Here is a 19102-nt window from a genome sequence, read left to right as displayed (position 1 = left end):
CATTTTTATATTGTTTTCCTGGTTTTCAGTGTCGGTACAATCAATCCTGCTAAAACGAGGCAAATCGCTAAATAGGTGAATGTTGTCGCGTAAGAACCTCCCGAAATATCAAGTAATTTCCCGATAAAAATGGGTGATACAACGCCCGCAATCGAGCCTAGGCAGTTGACCACGGACGATCCCGTCGCCATCTGGTCCGTTGGTAAAATATCCACGACAATACCCCAAAAGATACCTTGTGATAAAAATAAGAACCAGGCGGTAACACATTGCAGTAACAGCGCTAACTCGATGGATGGTGCTTTGATAATGAAAAATAATGAAACCGCTGCAACCAATATCGAAATCGCAAAAATAAATCGGCGCTGATCCTTAAAGCGATCTGACATCGCCCCACCAAGAAGCATCGCAACCGTTCCCACGAGGTATGGCAGCGCATTATAAAACCCAGTCGCCTGCAAACTCAAATTCCGCTCATTCATCAAATAAGAAGGTAACCAAGAAGTGAATCCCCAAAAAGTAAGGTCAAAGAAAAACCAAACAAGTCCCGCTTTCCATACCAAACTATTTTTGAAAATCGTCGACATCCTCGCTTTTGGCTTTGTTACACTCACTGTAGGCTCATCTTCCTCGAGTTCTTGCAACGCCTCTGCGCTCATTCGTGGATTGTCTTTCGGATTATCACGCACCAATCGATAAAATAAGAAAGCCACAACAAAGCCCGGAATCGCTAGAAAAATAAATAAATGCCGCCAGCCAAAAACACTAATAAAATAAGCCGCTAACACACTCGCAAAAGCCGGCCCTAGCGTGTTAACCGTCGATTGAATACTCGTCATGCGTCCGCGAAGCCGTTTTGGATAATAAGTCGCAATTGCTTTATAAGAAGAACCGGGAAGTGGCGCCTCACCAAGTCCGAAGAAAAACCGAACCCCTAAAAATAAAGGATAATAAAAAATAACCCCTGTCAGCATCGTAAATAGCGACCAAAAACCAACCGCAATACTCGTCATTTTACGGAATCCAAATCGATCTGCCAACATCCCACCCGGAATCTGAAACAACGCATATCCCATAAAAAAGGTACTAATAATTAATCCTTGATGCGTGGAGGTTAACTCAAAATCTTCCGCTATGTAAGGTAACGCTACCGTTATAACCATCCGATCCAAAAACGATAATAACCAACAAAACCACAATAAAACCAATACAGTGCCACTAGCTCGCCATTTTGCATTTTTTAAAAACATTATTACGAATCACCCACTTTTCAATTATAGGAACAATCTTATGTTTTCAATATATTCTTATAATTTAGCATAGGGCTAGATATTTGTAATTATTCATTTTGAACAAGGTTTTCAAATGTGTTAGCCGAAATAAACAAGAGCTACAAATGAGCCCTTGCTATCCTGACCATAATTAAAAATAAAACATACGCTACTGGAATCACGACTAGCCAGATGAAAAATAAGCGTGAAGATAGCTCGTTGGCGCGCCATATCCCAATAATGCCGATAATCAAACTCAATATCATATATTTTGCAAACGAGAACAACGTCGCGACAATGCTATCTGATACGCCGCTTGCACCTAACATTAGGCCGGCACCGACAAATAATAAGCTCACCAAAAAATAGCCTAATACGTGAAACCTCAATCGCATTTCCTTTGTCGTATCCATTCCCTAAAACCTCAATTATCCCCTATTTTTTCATACCAACCATACCAGAAATCAAGCTCATTTTTAGCATCTCGAACGCCGTCCACACGCTTCGTCAACTTCCAATCAGACCACTGGATTGCTGGAAAACGCGTATCTCCGCCACAATTCGCCTCGACATGCGTCACAATAAGGGCATCAGCATCTTCTAAAAACAAGTGATAAATTTCCGCGCCACCAGTAATAAACACGTTTTTCTCGGCCGCCAGCTCCAATATCGCCTCTTTCGAATGCACCACTTTTGCGTCTGGTAAGGTATAGTTCGGATCACGCGTCAAAACGATTGTTTCTCGGTTCGGCAACGCTTTTCCAATCGATTCGTACGTTTTACGCCCCATCACCATCGCATGCCCGTTAGTTTCCCTCTTAAAATGTTGCAAATCAGCAGGTAAACGCCACGGCATCGTATTATCCTTGCCAATGTAGCCATCCTTGTCCTGCGCCCAAATAAATGTTAACATCGTCGTCCTCCTCAAACTGAAATCGGTGCTTTAATCGCTGGATGAGGATCATACCCCTCAAGCGTCACATCCGCCACATCAAACTCAAAAATCGATGCCGGTGCGTCCGATAAAACAAGTTTTGGCAACGCACGAGGCTCACGAGTCAACTGCTCCTTCACCTGCTCGATATGATTATTGTAAAGATGCGCATCCCCCATCGTATGCACAAACTCACCAACCGCAAGACCCGTTTCCCGTGCAATTAAATGCGTCAAAAGCGCATAAGAAGCAATATTAAACGGCACTCCTAAGAAAATATCCGCGCTTCGTTGGTACAACTGACAACTGAGTTTCCCATCCGCAACATAAAATTGAAACAGCGTATGACACGGTGGTAACGCCATGCTCGGCACATCCTCTGGGTTCCAAGCCGATACAATCAGACGTCGCGAATTCGGGTTCGTCTTAATCATCGCAATCAAATCCGCCAACTGATCAATCGTTTCCCCAGTCGACGTCCGCCATTCCCGCCACTGTTTTCCGTAAATATTCCCAAGCTCACCGTATTGTGCCGCAAAAGCATCGTCCGCCAAAATTCGCGCCTTAAAGCTCGCCATTTCTTCCAAATAAACCGCCTTAAACGACTCATCAGATTCTGCACGCAAACCAAAATCCGTCATGTCTGGACCATTATAATCCACGCTCTTCACCCAACGCTCAAACGCCCATTCATTCCAAATATTATTATTATGCTCCAAAAGGTAACGAATATTCGTGTCCCCATGCAAAAACCATAACAATTCACTGACAACCAATTTAAAAGGAACACGCTTCGTCGTCATGATTGGGAAACCTTCCGCCAAATCATAGCGCATCTGATAACCAAATGTACTAATCGTTCCAGTCCCCGTCCGGTCCCCTTTTTGCGTGCCATTCTCCAACACAAACCGCTCCAACTCCAAATATTGCTTCATTTATTCATGCCCCCACTTCTTACTTAATCAGCAAACTGCGACAAATATTCCCAGCGTCCCATCAAACGTTCTAACTCTGTTTCAGCCTCTAAAAGCGCACTATTTAGCTCATTCGCCTTTGTAAAATCCGAACCAACCGTTTCCAAATCAGCATTTATCGTCGTGATTTTAGCCTCTTGCACCTCAATCAAACCTTCAATTTCCGCCCACTCACGCTTCTCTTCAAATGTATGCTTGACCTTCTCTTTCGGCTTTTCCACAACAATTTCCTTCTCAGGCTCCATTGCAAACATTTTCGATTTTCCCTTACGCGACTCATAATCCGTCAAGAAATCACTATACTCGCCTAGATACGTCTCAATCTGGCCAATTCCCGTGAACACCAACAACTTCCGAGCAATCTTATCCAAAAAGTAGCGATCATGGCTGACCGTAATAACCGTACCATTAAACGTCTCCAAATAATCCTCTAAAACTGTCAGCGTCTGCGTATCCAAGTCATTCGTCGGCTCATCCAGCAAAAGTACGTTCGGACGCTCCATCAAAATTTTCAACAAGAACAGACGACGCTTCTCGCCTCCTGATAAACTACCGATTTTCTTCCCGTGCGTGATCGGTGGAAATAGGAACCGTTCCAACATATTAGAAACCGACACCACTTCGCCGTCCGATGTTTTCACGACTTCGCTCGCTTCTTGCAAGTACGCAATCATCCGCTGATCCGGATCCATTTCCTCATTTTGTTGCGTATAATAACCGATTCGAACAGTTTGCCCGGTTGAGATTTCACCGGTATCAGGCGTTACACGACCAGCTAGCATATTGAGCAATGTCGATTTCCCAGTCCCGTTATTTCCGGTAATCCCGATGCGCTCACCAGGCTGAATAATCAAGCTGAAGTCCTGCAAAACATGCTTCTCCGCAAAACGTTTATCCACATTTTCGAGCGTAAATACCTGTTTACCAAGCCGTGACGTCGCAAAATCAAGCTGTAATTCCGTATCATCCGTCTTCGATTTCACTTTCCCCTCTAAGTCAGAGAAGCGATCTTGACGCGCTTTTTGCTTCGTAGAACGAGCTTTCGCACCACGACGCATCCAAGCAAGCTCTTTACGATACAAGTTACGATTTTTCTCGCCTTCACGCATTTCATTTTCCATCCGAATCGCCTTGGACTCCATAAATTTCTCGTAGTTTCCAACATAGCGATACGCCGTGCCACGGTCAATTTCCAACATGTGATTCGTCACGCGATCCAAGAAATACCGATCATGCGTCACAAGTAAAACCGCACCACGAAACCGATTCAAATAATCTTCCAAGAAGCGAATCGATGTAAAATCAAGATGGTTGGTAGGCTCATCCAAAATCAGCAAATCAGGCGTTTCAATCATCACTTTTGCAAGACCAACACGCTTACGCTGCCCACCAGACAGCGATCCAACTTTTGCCGTCAAATCCGTAATCCCTAAGCGATCTAGAATCGTTTTCGCATCCGTGTTCACATCCCACGCATTCGTCGCGTCCATCGCGTGCTGCGCCTCCGTAAAACGATCATGCAGTTTCGTATCATCCGGATCAATCGCCATCTCAAGCAACACCTGCTCATACTTCCGAACCGCTTGAAGCGCCCGCGTCTCCCCCTGGAAAACTTCCTCCAGCACCGTATGCTCATCCATCAAAACCGGATCCTGCGCCAAGAAACCAATCGTGTAGTCCTTCGCCTTCGTAATCGCGCCCTTATCGCCTTCTTCCATTCCAGCAATAATCGAAAGTAGCGTCGATTTCCCAGTACCATTCACACCGATAACCCCGATACGCTCCCCTTCTGTAATCGCAAACGTCACATCTTCAAAAAGGCTTTTCTCGCCGTATGTCTTCGTCAAATTTTCTACTTTTAATTGTTTCATTACTTCCCATCCATTCCGTATATGTCTCTTCTATTTTAGCGAAGTTTGGACAACTAAGCAAACTTAGATTTCTCTAAACTCAATGTACACACAAATAAAACCATAGACTCAGTAAATCAATACTTTATCCATGGTTTTTTCACATAATTCACCTGTCTATTCCCTTAAAATTCACAATCATCATAACTTTTTATTTCGATAAGCGCACTGTCATATAAGCTAAATCCCAAATATTAGAATCCTTGCCCACCGCATTTGGGTTATCTCCTATAGATAAAGCAAAATTCATTATTTTTTTCACTATATCTTTTTTATATTTTTTCCACACACCGAAAGGATCTTTTTTCCATTTATAAATTTTATTATCTTCGTCCAATTCTATTAGCGATCTAAAAGCTGAAACTATTGGATACATCAGCCCCTCAGGAACCTTGTATATTAAATCATGTTGCCCGAATTTAGACTTGCCAATGACTTTTCCGTCTTTAAATCCAGAGTATTTTTTTCTTCCATATCTACCCCCAGTATCTATATACGCATTCGCAAATTCTCTCTCTACGCGATCATATAAATTAAACAAGTCGGGCATGATATCAATAAATTTACGATATTCTTCTGGGTTCTCTAGGTACATGTTCAACATTTTCCCCTTAGATGAGTAGGCCTGTACTGGCTGCTTTTGATCTGAAAATTTTTCAATATTAAACATATTAATAATTGCTACGATTTCTCTTGCATCAATCATTTTTAGTTTTTTTCCATTATTAATATCTTCTGTTACTTGGTTTTGCTTAAATGCAATCCTATTATAAAAAGGCATCTTCTGAATACCCTCTTTTATTGGATCAAATTTATTGGCTAATTCCGCCATTGATTTTTCATCAACTTGAACTGAAGTATTTCTAGCTTCAGCCAACTTTTCAATAATATCTTCTACCCCAGTCATTACCTCAAACTGAACATATTGTTGCAATTTTTCGCCTATATGTTCACAGACAATCCGATATGTATGTCCTCCATCAATATTCCCATGTAAATCGTCATCATCAAAATAGATAGTGACAAGCTTACTCTGCGTATCATAGTCCACTTTACCTGCCGATAAAACTATACCTCTATTTTTCAAATGAAAATAGCCATCATTACTATCCAATGAATCTTCAATTGCTTTTGCTACATTTGATGTAAGCTTCTGATCTCTGGGATTCGTTGTCATAGGTATCCCCTCGGATACATCGTCAACTTGAACGTAGAACAAATACTTAGCTGCTTTTTTGTTTAGCAATGGATCATTTAATTCCCTAAAAGAATTTTCTGATACTTTCATTTTTATTTCCAACATATAGATCATCCTCCAAATTGATTGTCTGTTAATTAACTTTAACTAATTCAATAAAAATAACCATATTACGCATTCCAATATTACCATTCCATTCACCACTTGTCAATCTGAGGAATATTTTAAGAATTATCACCAAAAAAGCTGGAAAATCCACATTCAGATTCCCAGCTCATTCTTAACCTATAAAATTAGAACAATCCCATCGCATTTCCTTTTTCATCGACGTCCATATTGAGCGCCGCCGGTTTCTTCGGAAGTCCTGGCATCGTCATCACATCACCCGTTAAAGCAACGACAAATCCTGCACCAAGCTTCGGAATAAACTCACGAATATGAATCACGAAATCCGTTGGGCGACCAAGCATTGTTGGATCGTCCGTCAAGGAATACTGCGTTTTCGCCATACAAATTGGATAGCGATCCCAGCCATATTTCTTGAACTCAACGATTTGTTTTTGCGCCTTACTCGAAAGTTCCACGCCACGACCACCGTATACTTTTGTAACAATCGCGTTTAATTTCTCTTCCATCGAATCCGCATCATCGTACATCCGCGTGTAGTTCGCTTTGCCACTTTCCACCGCCGCAATGACTTTATCTGCAAGTTCAGCGCCACCAGCACCGCCCTTTTCCCAAACTTCCGTCAAGGAGAACGGGATATCGTATTCTTTACAAAGCGCTTCCAGTTGTGCAACTTCCGCATCTGTATCCGTGATAAATTTATTAATCGCGATAACATAAGGAAGTCCAAATTGCGTTACTGTATCCACATGTTTTTGCAAGTTCGCAAAACCTTTAATCAGTGCCTTCACATTCTCCGCGCCAAGTTCCGTTTTCGCAACACCGCCGTGCATCTTAAGCGCGCGAATTGTCGCTACAATAACGACACAATCCGGAGCTTTATCAAGCGCTGGCACCTTAATATCAAGGAATTTCTCCGCACCAAGATCCGCACCAAAACCAGCCTCTGTCACGACATAATCCGCTAACTTAAGCGCTGTTTTTGTTGCCGAAATACTGTTACAACCATGCGCAATATTCGCAAAAGGTCCACCATGAACAATTGCCGGCGTGTGCTCGAGCGTCTGCACCAAGTTTGGCTTAAGCGCTTCCTTCAATAACAATGTCAGCGCGCCCTCATAACCCATTTCACCAACTGTTACAGGCTCACGATCATAATTATAGCCAATCACGATTTCACTCAAGCGATGTTTCAAATCCTTCAAATCACTCGCCAAGCAAATAATCGCCATAATTTCAGATGCTACCGTAATGTCAAAACCATCTTCGCGCGGCACACCTTGAATCGGCCCACCAAGACCAACAATCACTTTGCGTAGTGCACGATCATTCAAATCAACCACGCGTTTCCAAACGATGCGGCGTTGATCAATACGAAGCTCGTTACCTTGTTGCATATGATTATCAATAAACGCTGACAACGCATTGTTTGCCGCCGTTATCGCATGAAAATCACCAGTAAAATGAAGATTAATATCCTCCATCGGAATAACCTGCGCATAACCACCACCAGTCGCGCCACCTTTAATCCCCATTGTTGGGCCAAGCGAAGGTTCACGAAGCGCAATCATTGTCTTTTTCTTTTTCGCAAGAGCGTCTCCGAGTCCAACCGTTACCGTCGATTTCCCCTCGCCCGCAGGTGTTGGATTGATCGCCGTCACCAGCACCAATTTGCCATCCTCTTTGTTCACAAGCGAGTGAATCGTGTCATAGCTCAGTTTCGCCTTATACTTACCAAACAACTCCAATTCCTCTACACTTAATCCAATTGCCTCTGCAACCTCTGTGATTGGTTTGATTTCTGCTACGGATGCGATTTCAATGTCAGACTTTACTTTGTTTGCCATTTAAATTCCCCTCTCAATATGTAACTATTAAAAAATTCCTGCCAATGCCGCATCTCGACAAGACACTTGTCAAATCGCAATGTAACGGCTTTCTTTTTGTTGCACCGGAAATAAACCGGCTGAGTACTAGTCTTGAGCCTTTCACAAAAATTGCGCGTAAAAGCCATTAGCACTGACAGGAAATCTTTTCAAAAATTAATCTTCTGGATATCGCGGCACATGTTGCATTCCCTGAAGTTTAGCAAGGGCATCCGGGTTCTCTTCAAAAAACTGGACGACATCACCAATTCGGTTAATCGAATTCCAGCTCAAATGATGCTCAATTCCTTCCACATCTTCATAAATGCGTGCCTCTTCCACACCAATAATCCCAAGAAAATTCTCAAGCAACGCATGCCGTTCTAGCAACCGTTTCCCAATCGTTTTCCCCTTTGGCGTTAAAATTAAGCCACGATATTTCTCATACACCAGATATTCATCTTTATCCAGTTTCTGAACCATTTTTGTAACAGAAGACGGATGCACTAAAAGCTCCTCCGCAATATCTGATACTCGAGCATAACCTTTGGATTCAATCAATGAATAGATTTTCTCGATATAGTCTTCCATGCTTGGTGTTGGCATTTTCAGTTTCCTCCAACCTTGATTTCTTTCACCTCTCCATTCTAACATACCCTGCCAGAAATCGCCTCTCCAAAGGGTTCATTTTTCCGAAAAAAACGGAATCGATGTAAACGCTTCAGAAACAACTTGACGTAGCCACAGCCACAGGTTTATTATTAACATATCATACTCGCTTGTCGCCATGTCCTGCCGTATGAAAAAAGGTCTACTCTAGTTTCTCTTACTAGCCATTTGACCAAACTTAGGAGGAATTCATTCGATGCAAAATGGAAAAGTAAAATGGTTCAGCAATGAAAAAGGTTATGGTTTTCTAGAGATCGAAAACGGCGAGGACATCTTCATCCACTTCACCGCTATCCAAGGAGACGGCTACAAATCACTCGATGAAGGACAAAGCGTTACCTTCGAAATTGTAGAAGGCAATCGCGGCCCCCAAGCCACAAACGTACAGAAAGATTGAGTTGAGTATACACCAAGTATATCGGCGACAAGCGCTCGTATTGTTGGGACTGTTCGAAATGCAATGAGTTACAGTCCCAATATGCATGAGAGCAACGCGAGCATGTAATCCATTATTGTTTGGCGGACTTCCGGTTCTTCTACGCTACGCTTTGTTGTGGTTCTTTGAAGCAAGGCGAATTAGAACCTCAATATGCAGAGGAACGCAGTGAGTCTGCCTTCCTTTTTTCCACCAAACTTATCGGATACAAACGCTTTCGCTCGATTTGTTTAAAGCAGGATTACAGTCTACCCAATAGTGACAAACTGGGAGGTCCTATCTTACATAGAGTTTTGTCTCAATACTTTCTATACATAAGGAGGTCATATTTTGGAAATCTACGTCGATGGTGCTAGTGCTGGCAATCCTGGTCCTAGTGGAGTCGGGATTGTGATTACTGCGGATGGTGTTTATGAACAGATAAGTATTCCGTTGGGTATTTTGAGTAATCATGAAGCAGAATTTATTGCGATTAAAATGGCGCTAATACAGGCCGTTACTTATGAGCCAACTTTCATTCGGCTCTATTCCGATTCAAAAGTGGCAATTGAAGCCATCGAAAAACGTTATGCAAAAAATCCGCTATTTCAACCACATTTAGATTCCATCCTTCCATTAATAGAATCGATCGACCTCTTCTTTATTCAATGGATTCCTAGCGCTTCTAACAAGAAAGCCGATGATTTGGCCCGCCAAGCTATCCAGAAAAGTAAGAAGAAGTCGCTCTAATCTATATCCTTATTTACTGCTCTTGCGGAATGCAAAGATGCAAAGCGCTAATCCAGAAAGAACAAGTACAATGTCACTTTTTGTCGTATCGCCAGCGCTTGGTAGCTTCCTTGATGGAGTCGGTGTCACTGATCTTTCCGTCACTGTTTTTGCTGGAGTTTTTGACACTCCGATGACTTTTGACGGCTTCTCGCTAATTTTTGATGGGTTTGGTGTTTTCTCTGGTTGTTTTGGCGGTGTCACAGGAGTGATTACCGGTGGATCAATGGGTGGCACGATAATTTGTTTTGCTTTCTTTGTATTCAGTTTCTCTACTTCCACACTATCCGGATTCACCCATTCGATTCGGAAGGTTACCGGTTCCACATCTAATTCATAGCCATCAGGAGCCAAGGTTTCGATGAATTGATACTCTCCTGGCAATAAACTCGACACAATAATTTGACCTGTGGCATCCGTTTTTAGCCCCGCTTTAATCACAAGTCCATCCACTCTTTGCAAAGTAAATGTTGCACCCTCTAAAACTTCCTTTGTTTCCCTATCTCTTTTTGTCAGGACAACGGAACCCGTCATCGCCTTATTTGGCATAGTTATAGCTACTTCTTGACTCTCAGTTCCCGAAAAAGTAACTTCTTTTTTCTCATCGGAGAGTATATATCCCGCTGGTGCCACGTTTTCCGTTAACGTGTATGTGCCAGGAACTAAATCCGCAAAAATTAAATTCCCATCCTGATCCGTCGTCCCGGTTAACACGACACTCGAATCCTCATTTGAAACCAATTGAAATTCGGCTCCCGAAAGTTTGGCTCCCGTTTCCTCATCTACTTTTTGAACCACAAGTTTTCCGCGAATTAACTTCTCATTTTTAGCCCATAAAGCGATTGTTTGGTAAGAGCTCTCTGTCACGGTAAAAGGAATGGGCGTTGCGTCCAGCTTATAGCCATTTGGTGCTTGCGTCTCCACCAACTCATAATTGCCTGGCGCTAAACCATGTAAAGCCAATTTTCCGTCCACATTTGTTGCCCCAGTATACAACGTTTTCCCATCGCTGTTAGTAAGCTTGAATACCGCACCCGATAAAACGTTTGTTGCGTCATCCTTATCCACCTTATTCAATACAACTTCCCCGCTAATTTTTTTCGTCTGAACAACATTAGAATCATAATACTCACCGCGAAGCATAATCGAAGCCTTATTCGGCACCGTGTCCCCAACCGCTAACTTACTAGGATCTACAGCAAAAACAAGCGTCTTCCCTTCACCAATCGGTATGTCTTTTCTCACTGTAATGGTCAATTCATTATTTTTCTCCTGAATATCAAATGTACCTTCTGCATCATCCACGAGGTTTTTGTATGCAAGTCGATTATCTAATGTATCCACAAACGTCTGGCCGGCTTTAATCGTTCCAGTAATCGCATTCAACGTCAGCGAATACTGTAAATTCTTATCGTTCACCGTCACTATTTTTTTATCAACCTCTTTTTTCAATACTTTGTTAAAATTCGCATCACCATCAATCCGCAATGTACTGCTGCTTGATTTCGTAAATTCATCACTCGTCATTGTCGCTGTATTCAAATACGTATCATAAATGTGTGTCACGCCCACCTTGTACTCGATTAGCAACATCTCATCTTTCTCGATATGGTCAAAATGTACATTCAAAGTTTGCGATGTTGCGTCAAAATGAATATTGTTTGCATATTTTGACGTCACATATGTACGATTTCCGTTCGCATCATAACTAATAATCCGAATACCGTCCACTGTTGATTTATCTGCCGCATCGATACCAGACGTCAATGCTGGGTTAGGGTCTACCTGTAACCCATCTGGCATTTTGTCCGTGATAGTTACATTATTTAATTCCGCATTCTTATACATATTAAGCGCCAATTGGAACGTATTATATTGCGACTCCACAGGGTCTAGCAGATTTATTCCATCTTTATCAACGCTTGAATGCCACCACTTTTCAAACAATGTCGGTGTTCCAATTTGCTGCGGCTTTATTTGTAAAGTTTGGCTAACCTCTTGTCCAGCATATGTTGCTTTAAAAAGTTGATCCGATGCAACCGTCGTATCCGCGCGCATTAACACCGCTTGAAAGGATATTGAAAATGACGCTGACCACGCTTTGCCCACATTAAAACTAGCGTCTGGCTTCACATAAATCAAAATGTGCGTCGGGTCTGTCGTTTTATCCGTATGATCATATGTGAAAGCATCACTATTTAATTCCGTCAAATTCCCAGCTGAATAAATCTCTTTCGGAATACTAACTTCAATCAAACCATTCTCATCTACAATCGCGTCTGCCGAAGCATCCAGCGTAAAATTCATCGTTACTTTTCCCGAACTCACAATCGGATTATCATGCACTTGCATACTCAATTTAAATTTCCCATTAGTCGCTCCAACCTTCGTTACTGAAGTATCAGCCTTTGTTGTCGCACCTAGTAAAACGCTACTTGCTATCAAGATAATCGCCATAACATATATAAATTTTTTCATCTCGCATCTCCTTTTAATGTACTATATAATATTTAGAAAGAAAATTATAATAATAGTTTTTCCTGCTGTAAAAAAATCACCCCTTCTAGAAAGTATCCTCTAACTTCTTAGATGTACTTATTCCTCCTTCTCGCATCTAGCTAGTTTCGCTATTTAGTCTATCATACGAAAATCCTTTTTCCTAGTCCGTTTTTTTACGTTTTGCTACAAAAAAAGGCCACTCTTTATTTCATTACTAAACGCTTTGATTTTATGCTATTTTTACTACAAAAAGAGGCTTTAAAATGAAAAAAGCAGGAATCTCGCATGTACCATTTCCTTAAATGGCTGTATACAAGATTCCTGCTTTTCTGTTATTAGCTTTTCAATTCTAAATTTTATAACATAATATCTCGTCTTAACGATTTCAAACCGTACTGCTCCACAATATCGATCGCCTCTGGTAATAGACCACGATACACACATTGCGCGATATCAAACTCCAGCGGTACACTAGTATGAATCTCCGCTAACTGCCTAGATAAACGCAACATTTCCAAGTCTTCCTTCAATTTCGTCTGCTGACCTGGTTTTAATTCATCCACATGAGAAAGAATACCATCAATTGTCTCGTATTGCTGAATTAATTTTAAAGCCGTTTTTTCACCGATACCACGAACACCTGGATAACCATCGCTCGTATCGCCCATCAGCGCCTTCACATCAATAAATTGCGTCGGCGTAATGCCCCACTCCTCAACAAAAACCGCTTCATTATATTGTTTATAATTGCCGTACCCTTTTTGCAAAATCCATACATCGTTTGTCGGTGCAATCAGCTGTAACAAATCCTTGTCTCCGCTCAAAACAGTCGTATCAATACCTGTTCCCGCCATTTTCACCGTCACCGTCCCAATACAATCATCTGCCTCAAAGCCAGGCACACCAACATTAATAAAGCCAAATGACGCTGCGACTTCCTTCACTAAATCAAATTGCGGTATCAACTCTTCCGGTGGCGCTTTACGCTCCGCCTTATATCCGCTGTACAACTCGTTACGAAACGTCTGCGAACCCATATCCCAACAAATCAGCGTATGCGTTGGTTTATTCTGATCAATCGCCGCAAAGAGATGCTTCATAAAACCCTGCACACCATTCGTCGGCACACCATGTTGATTGACCATAAATTGCTTAGAAACAGCCGTTGCAAAAAAAGCACGAAATAGTAAAGCCATGCCATCCACGACTAATAAATTATCTTTTTGATTCGTCATTATCGTTCCCCCTAGATTTCTATGTAGCCATTATTATACCATAGAAATCCACAGTAAACGATTGCTATACATCCATCCTCGCTGGTTCTACAACTTCTTTTTCCTTACGATGTGGAATGATGTTAAAAATAATATTTAGAACAATCGCCGTAATACTTCCAGCCACAATCCCATTGCTCGTAAACAATTGAATGAAGTCCGGCAATACTTTGAAAAGATCCGGAACAACCGTCACACCAAGCCCAACACCAACCGAACAAGCGATAATCAACAAGTTCTCCTGTGATGTAAAATTAACCTTGCCGAGCATCTTAATGCCTTGCGCAACAACCATGCCAAACATCGCAACCATCGCTCCACCAAGTACTGGCGTTGGAATAATCGTCGTAATCGCGCCCACTTTCGGCAATAACCCTAACACAATCAAAATTCCCGCCGTCACGTAGATCACTTTTCGAGTTTTAATACCAGATAACTGCACTAAGCCAACGTTTTGCGAGTAAGCAGTATACGGAAATGTATTAAAAACACCGCCTAAAATAATGGCCAAGCCCTCTGCCCGGTATCCTTTCGTCAAATCCGATTTTTCCAGCTTTCGTTTCGTAATATCGGAGAGTGCAAAATAAACCCCCGTTGACTCCACCATGCTCACCAGCGCAATCAAAATCATCGTCAAAATCGCCGCCCAATTAAAGGTTGGCATCCCAAAATAAAACGGTGTAGGCATATGAAACATCGGCGCATCTACAACAGGTTGCATCGAAATACCACGATAAATGCCTGCAAATACCGAACCCGCAACAAGTCCAATCAACACCGCAATCGCTTTACTGAAGCCACGACCAAATCGGTACACTAAAATAATCACGAATAACGTCCCAAATCCAAGCCCCAGATTGTAAAGCGAACCAAAATCCGCAGAACCTTGTCCACCAGCTAAATTATTAATCGCTACTGGAATCAACGTTAAACCAATAATCGTCACAACTGATCCCGTAACGACTGGCGGGAAGAACCGCACAACCATCGAGAAAAACGGTGCGATCAGAACGACAAAAATTCCAGAAACGATAATCGATCCGTAAATCGCGCCAATCCCGTATTGCTCACCAATCAAAATAATCGGCGCAATCGCCTGAACCGCGCACCCCAGCACAACTGGCAAGCCAATTCCAAAAAAACGATTCATCGTCAGCTGCAAGAGCGTCGCAATCCCACACATAAAAATATCAATCGAAACTAAATACGTCATCTGCGCACTCGTAAAGCCAAGCGCACCACCAATCAAAAGCGGTACAATAACCGCCCCAGCATACATTGCCAATACATGTTGAAAACCAAGTGCCGCAATTCTCCCTTTTCCTAACATCGCGTTACTCCCCCCTCCACAAAACGAATTTGCTCATTTTCTAAAGAGGCAATCCGCGCCAAAGAATAAATCGGATAGCCCGTTTTTTCAAGCAATGACCTACCTTGCTGAAATGATTTCTCAATTACAATACCTATTCCCACGACTTCCGCTTCCGCCTGTTCTGCCACTTCCAATAACCCCAAAACCGCCTGTCCATTCGCCAAAAAATCATCAATCAGCAAAATTTTATCCGATTTATCTAAGAAGCTTTTTGACACCGAAATATCGTTCGTCTCTTGTTTCGTGAACGAATAAACACTACTCGTATATAAATTCTCCGTTAACGTCAATGATTTTTTCTTCCTCGCAAAAACAACGGGAACCCCCAATTCAAGTCCAGCAAAAACGGCTGGTGCGATGCCCGAAGACTCAATTGTCACGATTTTTGTAATGCCCAAATTTTGAAACCGGTTAGCAAATTCTTTTCCGACCGCCTGCATTAACACAGGGTCAATTTGATGATTCAAGAAAGAATCGACTTTCAATACGTTACCAGGCAACACAGTACCTCGATTTTTGATGTGTTCTTCTAATAATTTCACAGCCTGATGACCCCTCTCTGATTTAAAGAGCGCGGGAACGAAAAAAACGCCCACAACTCATACTAATAATGAGAAGTAGACGTAAAAAGGCAGCAAGCAGCTACCTTCCTTATAAAACGTTACTCTCACTCATAGTCCAGTTATTTACGGTAACTGGGTAGAAACTTGCTGTCCATATCACAGCTTTTATACAAGTGAATCTTTCTAGTGTAGTGCATAACCCAAGTAAATTGGCGACAAGCGCTCGCAATCAAGAGATTTTCCAGACTTCCGGTTCTCATGTCCAGTTGTACACTCCGCTTCCGGCTTCCGACAAATCTCTTGATTACAAACGCTTTCGCTCAATTTGTGTAAAGCATAATCTTCGCCCTACCCATAAAAAAATTAGTGAGCAGGACTCCGTATTATGCTTAGCGTTTGTCTCGATTTCTTCAAGTTATTTCATTATTATAGCTTTCAAATGAGGGCGGGTCAACCTTATTTTTAGATGTAAACGCTTTTCACGCCTCATTTAATTTGTAAATAAAGTTGTAGCGGTCATTTAGTAACTGAATTAAATAATCTGGATTTAGGCCTTCACCTGTTGTGTTCGTCAAAATTTCCAATGGTTTTTTCAGCATCCCGTACTGATGCACGTGCTCCGTTAGCCATTCGCGAATTGGAGAATAGTCATCGCTTGCCAGAATTTCTGATACGTTTGGAATCTCCTTAGACAAAGTCGCAAACAGTTGCGCGGCATACATATAACCTAACGCGTAGGATGGGAAGTAACCGAAATCGCCACCAGACCAGTGAATATCTTGCAAAATCCCATCCGCATCCGTTTCTGGTCGAACACCCAAATAGGCTTCATACTTATCATTCCACGCATCACGCAGTTCATCCACACCAATTTCACCGTTCATAATCGCTTTTTCAAGCTCGTATCGAATCATAATATGCAATGGATACGTCAATGTGTCCGCCTCAATCCGAATCAACGAACTCTCCGAGAGATTCACCGCACGATAAAATTCCTCCACCGAAACATCATCGAATACAGGCGCCGTAATCTCTTGAAAATCCTTATAATTACTCTGCCAAAACTCAAAACTCGAACCTAAAATAATCTCATAAAACAGTGACTGCGACTCATGAATTCCCATCGAAGCACCATTTGCAAGTGGTGTACCAACCAGTTTTGGACTAATATTTTGCTCATAAATCGCATGTCCACCTTCATGAATAATGCCGAATACAGCCATTTTGAAATTCGCTTCATCATAACGCGTCGTAATCCGCACATCGCCAATGTTGAGCCCCGTCGCAAACGGATGAACCGTGTCATCCAAACGCCCAGCCTCAAAATCAAACCCCATTTTCGTCAAAATACGCTCGCTAAATTCTTTTTGTTTCGCTTTCGACACTTTTTTATGAAGTAATGTCGCATCTGGCTGATAGCTCGCAGCCTCTACTTTTTTACGCAATGCTAAAATCGCTTCTCGCAGTTTCGCGAAAACATCATCCAATACAGCCACCGTCATGCCCGGCTCATATTGATCAAGTAATGTATCATACGGATTTTCCTGATAGCCCCAATATTCCACAAACTTACGCTTACTCGCAATAATTTTCTCCAAATAAGGCTTGAATAAATCATAGTCATTACTCGCGCGCGCTGTTGTCCAAATCGTTTCCGCTTGTGCCACCAATTTCGTATAAGCTTCATATTCCTTCGCTGGAATTTTTTTATTCAAATCATATTCTTTTTTACACTCTTCCAAAGAACGGCGCGTTACATCGGACAAATTCACTTTTTCTACCCAAAGTCCCGCGATAAAAGCTGCCATTTCCTCTGAAACCTTCATTTTGAAAATTTCACCACTCAGCGTTCCAATTACTTCCGATCGCTGTGTCGCTCCTTTTTCTGGTGCACCAGTTCGCAGATCCCAATAAACTAAGCTAAGCGCCTCTTCAAACGCACTAATTTTCTTCACATAATCCAAAAATTCTTGTTCTAGTTCTTGTAAACTCTCCGACATCCTGATTCCCCATTTCCTCTAATCTCTACGCGGTGGTCTTGGCCCCCAATATTGATACAAATCCGTCCGTAAATAACCATTATACAACTTACGTTTCTTCGTCGCCCGTTTTGCATACACTTCCTCAAACATTTCATAACTTGTCAGCACATACACCGACCACGTTGGCATATTACGATACACCGCACGCATTTCACGATACAGTTCACGAACCGACTCCTCGTCTTCCAAACGCTCTCCATATGGCGGATTCGCAACGATAACACCGTATTCTTTTTCTGTCGTAAAATCAGCCACCTGCATTTGCTTGAACTCAATCACATCTTCAAGACCTGCCTCAAACGCATTCTGCTCCGAAATTTCAATCATCCGGTGATCAATATCCGTCCCAGTAATATCTAGCGGTTGCTCATGATTCGCCGCAGCTTCTGCTTCCGCGCGAGCCTCTTTCCAAATATCCGGAGACATCCAATCCCACGTCTCACAAACAAAATCCCGACGCAAACCAGGTGCGATATTCCGTCCAATCCAAGCCGCCTCAATCGGAATCGTTCCAGAACCACAAACCGGATCATAAAACGGACGATCAGGATGCCAACTTGTAAGCAACACGAGTGCCGCCGCCATCGTTTCCTTCAGCGGCGCCCCACCTTGACCAACACGATAACCACGTTTATGTAACCCAGCCCCACTCGTATCAAGCGTAATCGTCACTTCATCCTTCAAAATCGAAACCTCAAGCTTAAAAAGAGCACCAGACTCCATCAAGCGCCCTTGTCTGCGATACTTCTCACTCAATCGACTCACAATCGCTTTTTTCGTAATCGCTTGGCAATTTGGCACACTAAACAATGTCGATTTCACAGATTTACCAGCTACCGGAAAATTTGCATCGAGTGGCAATAAATCTTCCCAAGGTAAAGCCTTCGTTTGTTCAAATAAATCATCAAATGTTGTCGCAGTAAAACGCCCAACAACAATCTTCACACGATCTGCCACACGAAGCCATAAATTCGCCTTCGCAATCGCCATTTCGTCCCCTTTAAAATACACTTTTCCGTTATCAACTTCACATTCATAACCTAGTCGACGTACCTCTTTTGCTACAATCGCCTCAAGCCCAGCCGCAGCTGTTGCCACTAATTCAAATTCCCTCATAATCGCCATCCTCGCCTCATTAATATCTAAAAAAAGAGCCCTTCCAAAAGGCACACGCTCCTAGCCACACACACGGTGCACTAAG

The 19102-nt window shown here is 42.4% G+C and carries 16 protein-coding genes and 1 riboswitch; of the genes, 2 read left to right on the top strand and 14 right to left on the bottom strand.

Translation table 11 applies throughout. From position 1 onward, the window contains the following. Positions 1-5 precede the first annotated feature (5 nt). The 8 genes from HPK16_RS01635 to mntR form a co-directional block, all read right to left on the bottom strand. Positions 6-1250, bottom strand: a complete 1245-nt coding sequence (locus tag HPK16_RS01635; protein WP_181675263.1) for an MFS transporter — start codon at positions 1248-1250, stop codon at positions 6-8. 140 nt (positions 1251-1390) lie between these two features. Continuing rightward, positions 1391-1684, bottom strand: coding sequence for a hypothetical protein (locus tag HPK16_RS01630; protein WP_181675262.1), 294 nt, complete (start codon positions 1682-1684; stop codon positions 1391-1393). 11 nt (positions 1685-1695) lie between these two features. Beyond that, positions 1696-2184 carry a dihydrofolate reductase gene (locus HPK16_RS01625; protein WP_181675261.1) on the bottom strand — a complete coding sequence of 163 codons (489 nt, stop codon included), beginning with the start codon at positions 2182-2184 and terminating at the stop codon, positions 1696-1698. Between the two features lie 11 nt (positions 2185-2195). Beyond that, the gene (locus tag HPK16_RS01620) at positions 2196-3140 is read right to left on the bottom strand and encodes a thymidylate synthase (protein WP_181675260.1); all 945 of its coding nucleotides are present in this window, start codon (positions 3138-3140) and stop codon (positions 2196-2198) included. Between the two features lie 23 nt (positions 3141-3163). Beyond that, a complete protein-coding gene (locus tag HPK16_RS01615; RefSeq protein ID WP_181675259.1) occupies positions 3164-5050 on the bottom strand; it encodes an ABC-F family ATP-binding cassette domain-containing protein in 1887 nt (628 codons plus the stop codon). Between the two features lie 190 nt (positions 5051-5240). Then, positions 5241-6392 (bottom strand): AIPR family protein, encoded by a 1152-nt coding sequence (locus HPK16_RS01610; RefSeq protein WP_181675258.1) that lies wholly within the window; start codon positions 6390-6392, stop codon positions 5241-5243. A gap of 188 nt (positions 6393-6580) precedes the next feature. Beyond that, positions 6581-8260, bottom strand: a complete 1680-nt coding sequence (locus HPK16_RS01605) for a formate--tetrahydrofolate ligase (protein WP_181675257.1) — start codon at positions 8258-8260, stop codon at positions 6581-6583. Between the two features lie 195 nt (positions 8261-8455). Continuing rightward, the gene (gene mntR, locus HPK16_RS01600) at positions 8456-8884 is read right to left on the bottom strand and encodes a transcriptional regulator MntR (protein ID WP_181675256.1); all 429 of its coding nucleotides are present in this window, start codon (positions 8882-8884) and stop codon (positions 8456-8458) included. Between the two features lie 259 nt (positions 8885-9143). Here mntR and HPK16_RS01595 point away from each other — a divergent pair, with 259 nt between their 5' ends. Further along, a complete protein-coding gene (locus HPK16_RS01595) occupies positions 9144-9344 on the top strand; it encodes a cold-shock protein (RefSeq protein ID WP_181675255.1) in 201 nt (66 codons plus the stop codon). Between the two features lie 369 nt (positions 9345-9713). Continuing rightward, positions 9714-10112 (top strand): ribonuclease HI family protein, encoded by a 399-nt coding sequence (locus HPK16_RS01590; protein WP_181675254.1) that lies wholly within the window; start codon positions 9714-9716, stop codon positions 10110-10112. Positions 10113-10121: 9 nt separating this feature from the next. On the opposite strand, the gene HPK16_RS01585 is transcribed toward HPK16_RS01590, so the two are convergent. The 6 genes from HPK16_RS01585 to HPK16_RS01560 form a co-directional block, all read right to left on the bottom strand. Beyond that, positions 10122-12629, bottom strand: a complete 2508-nt coding sequence (locus HPK16_RS01585) for an MSCRAMM family protein (protein WP_181675253.1) — start codon at positions 12627-12629, stop codon at positions 10122-10124. A gap of 377 nt (positions 12630-13006) precedes the next feature. Further along, positions 13007-13885 (bottom strand): 5'-3' exonuclease, encoded by an 879-nt coding sequence (locus HPK16_RS01580; protein WP_181675252.1) that lies wholly within the window; start codon positions 13883-13885, stop codon positions 13007-13009. Between the two features lie 64 nt (positions 13886-13949). Beyond that, positions 13950-15254 (bottom strand): nucleobase:cation symporter-2 family protein, encoded by a 1305-nt coding sequence (locus tag HPK16_RS01575; protein WP_181675251.1) that lies wholly within the window; start codon positions 15252-15254, stop codon positions 13950-13952. Next, positions 15248-15838, bottom strand: coding sequence for a xanthine phosphoribosyltransferase (locus HPK16_RS01570; protein ID WP_181675250.1), 591 nt, complete (start codon positions 15836-15838; stop codon positions 15248-15250). Before HPK16_RS01570 ends, HPK16_RS01575 begins: the two co-directional genes overlap by 7 nt. A 112-nt stretch (positions 15839-15950) precedes the next feature. Further along, positions 15951-16052: riboswitch (purine riboswitch) on the bottom strand. 286 nt (positions 16053-16338) lie between these two features. After that, positions 16339-17859 carry a carboxypeptidase M32 gene (locus HPK16_RS01565; protein ID WP_181675249.1) on the bottom strand — a complete coding sequence of 507 codons (1521 nt, stop codon included), beginning with the start codon at positions 17857-17859 and terminating at the stop codon, positions 16339-16341. A gap of 18 nt (positions 17860-17877) precedes the next feature. Beyond that, positions 17878-19017, bottom strand: coding sequence for a THUMP domain-containing class I SAM-dependent RNA methyltransferase (locus HPK16_RS01560; RefSeq protein WP_181675248.1), 1140 nt, complete (start codon positions 19015-19017; stop codon positions 17878-17880). Between the last annotated feature and the right edge of the window lie 85 nt (positions 19018-19102).

The organism is Paenilisteria rustica (genome assembly GCF_013820765.1).
GTDB lineage: Bacteria > Bacillota > Bacilli > Lactobacillales > Listeriaceae > Listeria_A > Listeria_A rustica.
The sequence above is the reverse complement of the archived record's forward strand: the minus strand, read 5'-3'. Positions and strand labels throughout refer to the sequence as shown.